At 65.7% G+C, this 7,954-nt stretch carries 7 protein-coding genes, 1 rRNA gene and 1 pseudogene; 4 read left to right on the forward strand and 5 right to left on the reverse strand.

The features are described from left to right. Nucleotides 1-28 precede the first annotated feature (28 nt). From nrdE to nrdH, 3 genes are read right to left on the reverse strand one after another with little or no spacing between them, the layout of a single operon-like run. Nucleotides 29-2,188: a class 1b ribonucleoside-diphosphate reductase subunit alpha gene (gene nrdE, locus IEX05_RS11960; protein WP_188702177.1), complete on the reverse strand. Its 2,160-nt coding sequence runs from the start codon at nucleotides 2,186-2,188 to the stop codon at nucleotides 29-31. Beyond that, a complete protein-coding gene (nrdI, locus tag IEX05_RS11965; RefSeq protein ID WP_188702179.1) occupies nucleotides 2,170-2,628 on the reverse strand; it encodes a class Ib ribonucleoside-diphosphate reductase assembly flavoprotein NrdI in 459 nt (152 codons plus the stop codon). The genes nrdE and nrdI overlap by 19 nt, the downstream gene beginning before the upstream one ends. A gap of 34 nt (nucleotides 2,629-2,662) precedes the next feature. Beyond that, nucleotides 2,663-2,896, reverse strand: coding sequence for a glutaredoxin-like protein NrdH (nrdH, locus tag IEX05_RS11970; RefSeq protein WP_114117742.1), 234 nt, complete (start codon nucleotides 2,894-2,896; stop codon nucleotides 2,663-2,665). 344 nt (nucleotides 2,897-3,240) lie between these two features. Here nrdH and IEX05_RS11975 point away from each other — a divergent pair, with 344 nt between their 5' ends. Next, the gene (locus tag IEX05_RS11975) at nucleotides 3,241-4,392 is read left to right on the forward strand and encodes an acyl-CoA dehydrogenase family protein (RefSeq protein ID WP_188702181.1); all 1,152 of its coding nucleotides are present in this window, start codon (nucleotides 3,241-3,243) and stop codon (nucleotides 4,390-4,392) included. 53 nt (nucleotides 4,393-4,445) lie between these two features. On the opposite strand, the pseudogene IEX05_RS15325 reads toward IEX05_RS11975, so the two are convergent. After that, nucleotides 4,446-5,210, reverse strand: a pseudogene (locus IEX05_RS15325) (transposase); the annotation flags it as partial. A 114-nt stretch (nucleotides 5,211-5,324) separates the two neighbouring features. Between IEX05_RS15325 and IEX05_RS11990 the strand changes: the two are divergent. From IEX05_RS11990 to IEX05_RS12000, 3 genes are all read left to right on the forward strand, one after another. Beyond that, complete coding sequence (locus tag IEX05_RS11990; protein ID WP_013350246.1) at nucleotides 5,325-5,663, forward strand: PadR family transcriptional regulator; 339 nt, start codon at nucleotides 5,325-5,327, stop codon at nucleotides 5,661-5,663. Beyond that, nucleotides 5,660-6,289, forward strand: coding sequence for an HAAS signaling domain-containing protein (locus tag IEX05_RS11995; protein ID WP_114116940.1), 630 nt, complete (start codon nucleotides 5,660-5,662; stop codon nucleotides 6,287-6,289). Before IEX05_RS11990 ends, IEX05_RS11995 begins: the two co-directional genes overlap by 4 nt. Before the next feature lie 166 nt (nucleotides 6,290-6,455). Continuing rightward, nucleotides 6,456-7,769, forward strand: coding sequence for an ISL3 family transposase (locus tag IEX05_RS12000; protein ID WP_188702182.1), 1,314 nt, complete (start codon nucleotides 6,456-6,458; stop codon nucleotides 7,767-7,769). A gap of 84 nt (nucleotides 7,770-7,853) precedes the next feature. Here IEX05_RS12000 and rrf read toward each other — a convergent pair. After that, nucleotides 7,854-7,954 (reverse strand): 5S ribosomal RNA (rrf, locus tag IEX05_RS12005); the annotation flags it as partial.

Raw genomic sequence — 7,954 nt, forward strand, 5'->3', positions numbered from 1 at the left:
TCCTTCGACGGTTCTCGGCGGGGCGTTCTTACAGCGTGCAGCTCACGCACATCTCGAGCTCGGTGCCCTCGAGAGCCATCTGGCGCAGACGGATGTAGTAGATCGTCTTGATGCCCTTGCGCCATGCGTAGATCTGCGCGCGGTTAATGTCGCGCGTGGTCGCCGTGTCGGGGAAGAAGAGCGTCAGCGACAGGCCCTGGTCGACGTGCTGCGTCGCCGCGGCGTAGGTGTCGATGACCTTCTCGTAACCGATCTCGTACGCGTCCTGGTAGTACTCCAGGTTGTCGTTCGTCATGAACGGCGCCGGGTAGTAGACGCGGCCGAGCTTGCCTTCCTTGCGGATCTCGATCTTCGACGCGATCGGGTGGATCGAGCTCGTCGAGTTGTTGATGTACGAGATGGATCCGGTCGGCGGCACCGCCTGCAGGTTCTGGTTGTAGATGCCGTGCGCCTGGATCGATGCCTTCAGCTCGCGCCAGTCGTCCTGTGTCGGGATGTGGTGGCCCTCGAACAGCTCGGCGACGCGAGCCGTCGCCGGCTTCCACTCCTGATCGATGTACTTATCGAAGAACTCGCCCGACGCGTACGTCGAGTTCTCGAAGCCGTCGAACGTGACGCCGCGCTCGATCGCGATCCGGTTCGACGCGCGAAGCGCGTGGAACAGCACCGTGTAGAAGTAGATGTTCGTGAAGTCGATGCCCTCTTCGGATCCGTAGAAGACCCGCTCGCGCGACAGGTAGCCGTGCAGGTTCATCTGGCCGAGGCCGATGGCGTGCGACTTGTCGTTGCCGTCCTCGATGGAGCGGACCGACTCGATGTGGCTCTGGTCGCTCACGGCGGTCAGGGCGCGGATCGAGGTCTCGACCGTCTGGCCGAAGTCCGGCGAGTCCATCGCGAGCGCGATGTTCAGCGAACCGAGGTTGCAGCTGATGTCCTTGCCGATCTGGTCGTACGACAGGTCGGTGTTCAGCGTCGTCGGGGTGTTCACCTGCAGGATCTCGCTGCAGAGGTTCGACATGTTGATCCGGCCCTGGATCGGGTTGGCCCGGTTGACGGTGTCCTCGAACATGACGTACGGGTAGCCCGACTCGAACTGGATCTCGGCGACCGTCTGGAAGAAGGTGCGCGCGTTGATCTTCGTCTTCTTGATGCGCGGGTCGTCGACCATCTCGCGGTACTTCTCGGTGACGGAGATGTCGCCGAAGGGCACCCCGTAGACGCGCTCGACGTCGTACGGCGAGAAGAGGTACATGTCCTCGTTGTTCTTCGCGAGCTCGAAGGTGATGTCGGGGATCACGACGCCGAGCGACAGCGTCTTGATGCGGATCTTCTCGTCGGCGTTCTCGCGCTTGGTGTCGAGGAACTTCATGATGTCGGGGTGGTGCGCGTTGAGGTAGACGGCACCGGCGCCCTGACGCGCACCGAGCTGGTTGGCGTAGCTGAAGGAGTCTTCCAGCAGCTTCATGACGGGCAGGATGCCGCTCGACTGGTTCTCGATCTTCTTGATCGGGGCGCCCGCCTCGCGGATGTTGCTGAGCAACAGCGCCACGCCGCCGCCGCGCTTCGAGAGCTGCAGAGCCGAGTTGATGCCGCGGGCGATCGACTCCATGTTGTCCTCGATGCGCAGCAGGAAGCAGCTGACGAGCTCGCCGCGCTGCGCCTTGCCGGCGTTGAGGAACGTCGGAGTCGCGGGCTGGAAGCGGCCGGAGAGGATCTCGTCAACGAGCTTCATCGCGAGGTCTTCGTCGCCGTCCGCGAGCGCGAGGGCCGTCATCACGACGCGGTCCTCGAAGCGCTCGAGGTAACGCTTGCCGTCGAAGGTCTTCAGCGTGTAGCTCGTGTAGTACTTGAACGCGCCCAGGAAGGTCTCGAAGCGGAACTTCTTCGCGTAGGCGAAGTCGTTGAGCTTCTCGATGAAGGCGAAGTCGTACTTCTCAATGACGGCGCCCTCGTAGTAGTGCTTCTCGACGAGGTAGTCGAGGCGCTCGCGCAGCGAGTGGAAGAACACCGTGTTCTGGTTGACGTGCTGCAGGAAGTACTCCCGAGCGGCACGCTTGTCGGCGTCGAACTGGATCTGGCCGTTCGCGTCGTACAGGTTCAGCATCGCGTTCAACGCGTGATAGTCGAGACCCTCGAACGCGGGGTTGTGCTTGAAATCGACCTCGGTCGTCACTGCTGCTTCCACCATTTTTCCAATCCTCGGGTGACCCGGGACACGTCCTCGGGTGTGCCAAAAAGTTCGACGCGGTCCAAGTGCGGCACCTTGCACTTGCGACTGATGATGTCGCCACCTATGCAGTACGCGTCGCCGAAGTTCGTATTACCAGTCGAGATGACTCCGCGGATCCACCGCCGGTTCCCCTCGTCGTTCAGGAACCGGATGACCTGCTTCGGAACCGCCCCCTCCCCATTCCCGCCGCCGTAGGTGGGGGAGATGAGGACGAACGGCTCGTTCACCTCGAGCGCGTCATCGCGCTTGTACAACGGGATCCGTTGGGCCCGCATTCCCAACTTCTCCACGAAGCGTTCGGTATTTCCCGAGACGCTGGAGAAGTACACGATGAGCGGCTCGGCCGTGGCCGAGCCGCTCTCCGCGGACGGAGCAGAGCTCGCTGTCGCGGTGGTCATGAGCACTCATCCCCTCGCCGCGTCAGCGGCACGATTACGCCAGGCGCGCGGCGAGCTCGTCGATCTTGTCGGGGCGGAAGCCCGACCAGTGGTCGCCGTCGGTCACGACGACGGGGGCCTGCAGGTAACCGAGCGACTTGACGTGCTCGAGCGCGTCCGCGTCTTCCGAGACGTCGGTCACCGAGTACTCGATGCCCTTGGCGTCGAGAGCGCGGTAGGTCGCGTTGCACTGAACGCACGACGGCTTGCTGTAGACGGTGATCGCCATGGCTTCCCCTCCAGATGATGTGGTTACGCGGCACCTCGTGCCGTGACTTCAATACTACATATAGAGGTCGATCGCGGTCTAGACCACAAGAGGTAGTAGTTACACGCATGTGGTTTTCCACCGCAGTCTCCACACGTTATGCACCGAGTTGTGCACAGGCGCCTCCTCTCCCGCGCCTCTCGAGAACGCCGGGATCATGCGCTTCGGGCTACGTTCTCGTCGAGTTCTCCACAACTCGAACGCTAGCTATGACCTCCGACAAACGACGGCCTGGGAAAGCCCGCTGTGGGCGTGTCGGTCGACGAGCGACCCCCACATCTGGGGGCGCTCCTAGGCTGGCCTACATGAGTGCAGCATTCGACCCCTCGCTCGCGCTGCCGAGCGAGCTCCTCGAACGGATCCGCGACCGCGCCGCGCAGGTCGATCGCGACAACAGCTTCCCCGACGACGACCTCGCGGACCTCACGGCCGCCGGCTACCTGCGGATCCTCCTCCCCCGCGATCGGGGCGGATCCGGTGCCACGCTCGCGGACGCGAGCGCGGCGCAGCAGCGGCTCGCGACGGCCGCACCCCCGACGGCCCTCGCCATCAACATGCACCTGGTGTGGACGGCCGTCGCGCGGATCCTCGGCGAGCGAGGAGACGACGCGCTCGACCTCGTGGTCGAGGGCGCCGCCGCCGGGGAGGTCTTCGCCTTCGGCGTCAGCGAGGCCGGCAACGATGCGGTGCTGTTCGACAGCCGCACCTCCGCCGAGCCGGTGGACGGCGGCTACTCCTTCACCGGCACGAAGATCTTCACCTCGCTCGCGCCCGTCTGGACCCTGCTCGGCGTGCACGGGCGCGACGACAGCGACCCCGAGCACCCGCGGATCGTCTTCGGCTTCCTGCGCCGCGACGAGAGCATCGTCACCCGCGACGACTGGGACACGCTCGGCATGCGGGGTTCCCAGAGCCGCACGACGGAGCTCCACGCCGCCCACGCACCCGCCGAGCGGGTCGTGCGGGTGATCGACATGGCGGACATCCCCGACGCCCTGCAGTTCGCGATCTTCGCCGCCTTCGAACTGCTCGTCGCCTCCGTGTACACGGGCATCGCCCGTCGCGCGATCGAGCTCGCCGCCCGGGCGGTCTCCGCGCGTGTGAGCAGCGCCACGGGTGCGCCGCGAAGCGAGGATCCGGTCGTGCGCGACCGCATCGGCGACATGTCGATCGCGTACGACGGCATCGTGCTGGAACTGCGCGCGCTGACGCGCGACGTCGACGAGCAGGTCGATCACGGCCCCGCCTGGTTCCCGATGCTCTCGGGCATGAAGGACCGCGCGACCGCGACGGCGCAGCGGATCGTCGACGACGCCCTCGCGCTGGCCGGCGGCGGATCCTTCCGCGCCTCGAGCGAGCTCGCGCGCCTGGCGCGCGACGTGCGCGCCGGCGTCTTCCACCCCACGTCGCCGCGGGCGACGCGGCAACAGGCCGCCGGGGCCTGGCTCGACGTGTGAGAAGGAGGGGTGTCTCCGCGCGAAGGCGCGGAGTCACCCCGGCGTTTATCGGCTCATCGCATTCCAGGGTGTAGGCGGGGTCTGAAGCCACCCGCCCCGAGCAGGGATCGGGCGATGCAGTGCGTGAGATCTCGGAAACCGAGGGCGGATCCGTGGGGTGTTTGAGCCTGCCGTTGGTGGCCTCGGTGGGGCCGTTGCTGGCGCCGGGTAGGTCGAAGAATGCCAGCACGTCGCTGGCTCGCCGACGCAGAGCTCGACCGAGGCGGGCCTGTTCGTCGAGGCCTTCGGGGATAGCCGTGCGGAGGACGTCCATGACGGCCTGCATCTCTGGTTTCCCGAGTGTGCGGTCCGGGAGGCGGCGATCATGCGCTGGTAGATGCCCCAGGTCGCTTCCACTTCGACGTGTTGCTCGTCGACATACAGGTCCTGGATCCGTTCGACCTGGCGGTCGGTGATTAGCGCTGCTCCAGTGTGAAGGGTGCATCGGCAGGAATAGAGCGGGTCGCCGGCGCGGCGCGGTGTCCGTGCAGGAGTAACTGGATGCGCCGTCGGCAGACGTCGACCGCTTCCCGGGCGAGCCGCCCGACGCGGAAGGGGTCCATTACCGCGACCGCGTCCGGGAATTTCTCGGCTGCGGCGGTCTTGAACCCGGTGAAGCCGATTGTCGCAACAACTTCCGCTGCCTCGCGCCAAGTCTAGGGGCGGGCGGCGAGCCAGGTCTTGAACACTGCCTTGGAGCAGCCTTCGACCATGTCCAGCAGCCTGGAAGGGCCGCTGTCCTGGCGAACCGTGGTCAAGTCGATGATCACCGTACAGTGCGGCCCGATATGCGACGGCGGGCTTGCAGGGCGGAGACCACCCGCGCGCAGGATCCTTGGCCTCGTCTACCCCACACCGAACAGATCCTGGCGGAGCGTGCTACCTTGTGGTGCATGGAACCTGACGCTGTTCACCTCGTAGGGCAGTTGCGCCGCGGCGCTCTCGAACCATGTGTCCTCGCCGTCATCGCCCAGCAACCGACCTATGGTCTCGACCTGGCTCGAACGCTGAGCGAACGAGGACTCCTCGAGAGCGAAGGGACGCTGTACCCGCTCCTGTCGAGACTCCGAAAACGCAACCTCGTGACCACTGCCTGGCAAGAGTCCCCGAGTGGACCCCCGCGCCGCTACTACCACATCACCCCGGCAGGCAAGACCGGACTTGCTACATTCACCCAGGAATGGGGCCGCTTCCGGCAAGCCGTCGACCTCGTCATTGGAGACCACGCATGACCACTCTGCCCTCGTCCGCCGCCGCCCAGGCCTACCTCAAGCGCCTCACTGCCCTGACCGAATCGCTCCCCTCCAGCGAGCAGCTGGATCTTCTCACCGGAATCGAGGAACACCTCAGGGACGCCGAACAGCGAGGCGTGATCCAGGCGGCACTCGACAGTCTCGGCGCACCTGAGCAGATCGCCCTGGAAGCCGGGGCAGAGACGGCCGGCACACCGCGGTGGATGCGGCTGCTCGCCGTAGCAAGCGCCGTGGCCACAGTGGGAGGTTTCATGGCCCTGGGGGCACTGCTGTGCTTCACGGCGTACTTCGACGATGACTCCGAATACGCTCTACACCCGATGCTCATCCTGCTCGCCTTCGGTGCCGGCAGCATGACAGGAGTCTTCTCGACCGTGCTGTCCTTCCTCGTCAGAGAGCTGACCGGACAGCAGCGGGTTCTGCTGACCGCTTCGTGGATCGCCTCCTCGCTGCTGGCCATCGTGTTCGGCATCGCGGGCGGGAGCGTCCCGGTCGGAGTCAACCTCCCTCTCAGCGCCCTCCCGCTCCTGATGGGTGCCATCGGGGTCGTCCTCGTCCTGCGCTACACCGCACCGAACCCCGCTCGCAAACTGGTCCGAAGCTGAGCCACCCTGGGCCCCATCGCACGTCGCGCTGGGCCGGGTTTCGGGGCTCTTCACAGATGAGGGTGTAGCTGTGGTGCGACCTGGGGCGGCGCGTCGGTGTCGTGGTGAGGGTCGAGGCCTTCCGAAGATGGAAGTTCCTACGCTCGCCATCCGAAAGACCTCGACGATGTTCCACGCTACCTTCACCGCGCCCGATCTGACCGCATTCTGCCTCCTGGACGACCACGGCCTCACCGTCACGGGTCAGGAGATCTCGCCGGACAAGGCGATCCTGGAGTGTCGTGTCACGGACCGCGACCCGTTTTGTCGCGGCTGCGGCGCGGAAGGCGTCGCCCGGGGAACGCAGGCGCGTCGTCTCGCGCATGTCCCGCTGGGGTGGCGGCCGACGACGCTGCTGGTCCGTGTCCGCCGATACCGGTGTGAGAACTGCGCGACGGTCTGGCGCGAAGACACCACGGCGGTGGCAGAGCCACGCGGGAAGCTCACGCGCGCCGCTATCCGGTGGGCGTTAGAAGCGGTCGTCTGCCAGCACCTGCCCGTTGCCCGGGTCGCGGAGTCTCTCGACGTGTCATGGCATGCCGCGAACGACGCGGTCCTCGCCGAGGGGCAGCGGCTCCTGATCGATGATCCCGCCCGGTTCGACGGGGTGACCACGATCGGTGTCGACGAGCATGTTTGGCGCCATACGCGCCTCGGCGACAAATATGTGACCGTCATCATTGATCTCACCCCGGCCCGCGACAAGACCGGCCCCGCCCGGCTGCTCGACATGGTTCCGGGCCGGTCGAAGCAGGCGTTCAAGACCTGGCTCGCGGGCCACCCGAAGGCCTGGCGCGACGGCGTCGACGTCGTCGCGATGGACGGGTTCACCGGCTACAAGACCGCCGCCGGCGAAGAGATCCCTGACGCGACGACAGTGATGGACCCGTTCCATGTCGTCGCGCTGTTCGGCGACGCCCTCGACAAGACCCGGCAGCGCGTCCAGCAAGAGACCCTCGGGCACCGCGGACGCACGGGCGACCCCCTCTACGGGTGTCGTCGCTTGCTACGCACCGGGCTCGGCCTGCTCAAGCAGCATCATCTCGCGAAGCTGGAGGACGTGTTCGACCGGCATCCCGAGCATCTCGCGGTCGAGATCACCTGGGACATCTACCAGCGCGCGGTCGCTGCTTATCGCCACAAGGACCCGTCGCGAGGGAAGAAGATCTTCGAGCGCGTCATCGCGATGCTCTCCAGCGAGGTTCCAAGGGACCTGCCCGAACTGATCAGCCTCGGCAGGACAATCGCGCGCCGGGCGGGAGACATTCTCGCGTTCTTCGACCATCCCGGCACGAGCAACGGGCCATCAGAAGCGATCAACGGGCGTCTTGAGCACCTCCGCGGCACGGCGCTCGGTTTCCGAAACCTGGCCCACTACATCGCCCGGTCACTGCTCGAAGCCGGCGGCTTCAGGCCGCGGCTACACCCTCAAACACGATGAGCCCGTTTATCCGCTCGGGTGAATACGTGCCGTAAACGACGAAAAGGTCACCCAACACTGGGTGACCTTTTCGTTTTAAGTGAAGTCCGGCGGTGTCCTACTCTCCCACAAGGTCCCCCTTGCAGTACCATCGGCGCTGAGAGGCTTAGCTTCCGGGTTCGGAATGTGACCGGGCGTTTCCCTCT

This window comes from Microbacterium nanhaiense (assembly GCF_014646015.1).
Taxonomy (GTDB): domain Bacteria; phylum Actinomycetota; class Actinomycetes; order Actinomycetales; family Microbacteriaceae; genus Microbacterium; species Microbacterium nanhaiense.